The 469-nt window shown below is 64.4% G+C and carries 1 pseudogene; it reads left to right on the plus strand.

Features of this window, described 5'->3' with window-relative positions:
* Window positions 1-198: 198 nt before the first annotated feature.
* Window positions 199-469 (plus strand): annotated as a pseudogene (locus tag EXE44_RS18135) (TrkH family potassium uptake protein); the annotation flags it as partial.

Here is a 469-nt window from a genome sequence, read left to right on the forward strand (position 1 = left end):
ATGACGACGCGGGCCGTGATGATCGTCCTGATGTGGATCGGCCGGATCGAGATCGTCCCCGTGCTGGTGCTGTTCACGAAGGCGTTCTGGACCTCGTGACCCGTTTTCTCTCCCAGTCGTCGTCCCGTTTTCTCTCCCAGTCGTCCCTTCGACAGTTTAATACAGCGAACGGGCAACTCCCATATCGATCGGATACCTATGTCTTGGGGCGTCAACTGGAAGGCGAGCGTGGGGCTTCTCGGGGTCGGAATCAAGTACCTCGCCGTCACCCTGCTGGTTCCGCTGATCGTCGCGGTCGCGTACGGCGAGGACATCTGGGTGTTCCTGGTGTCGATGGCGCTCGTCGCGGCGCTCGGGTTCGCGGTCGAGCGGGTCGATCCCGACCCGGACCTCGGCCCCCGTGAGGCGCTGCTGTTCGTCTCGCTCGCGTGGCTCGCCGCCGCGGTCGTCGGCGCGATCCCGTACGTGA

It is taken from the genome of Halorubrum sp. SS7, assembly GCF_005435055.1.
Classification (GTDB): Archaea; Halobacteriota; Halobacteria; order Halobacteriales; family Haloferacaceae; genus Halorubrum; species Halorubrum salinarum.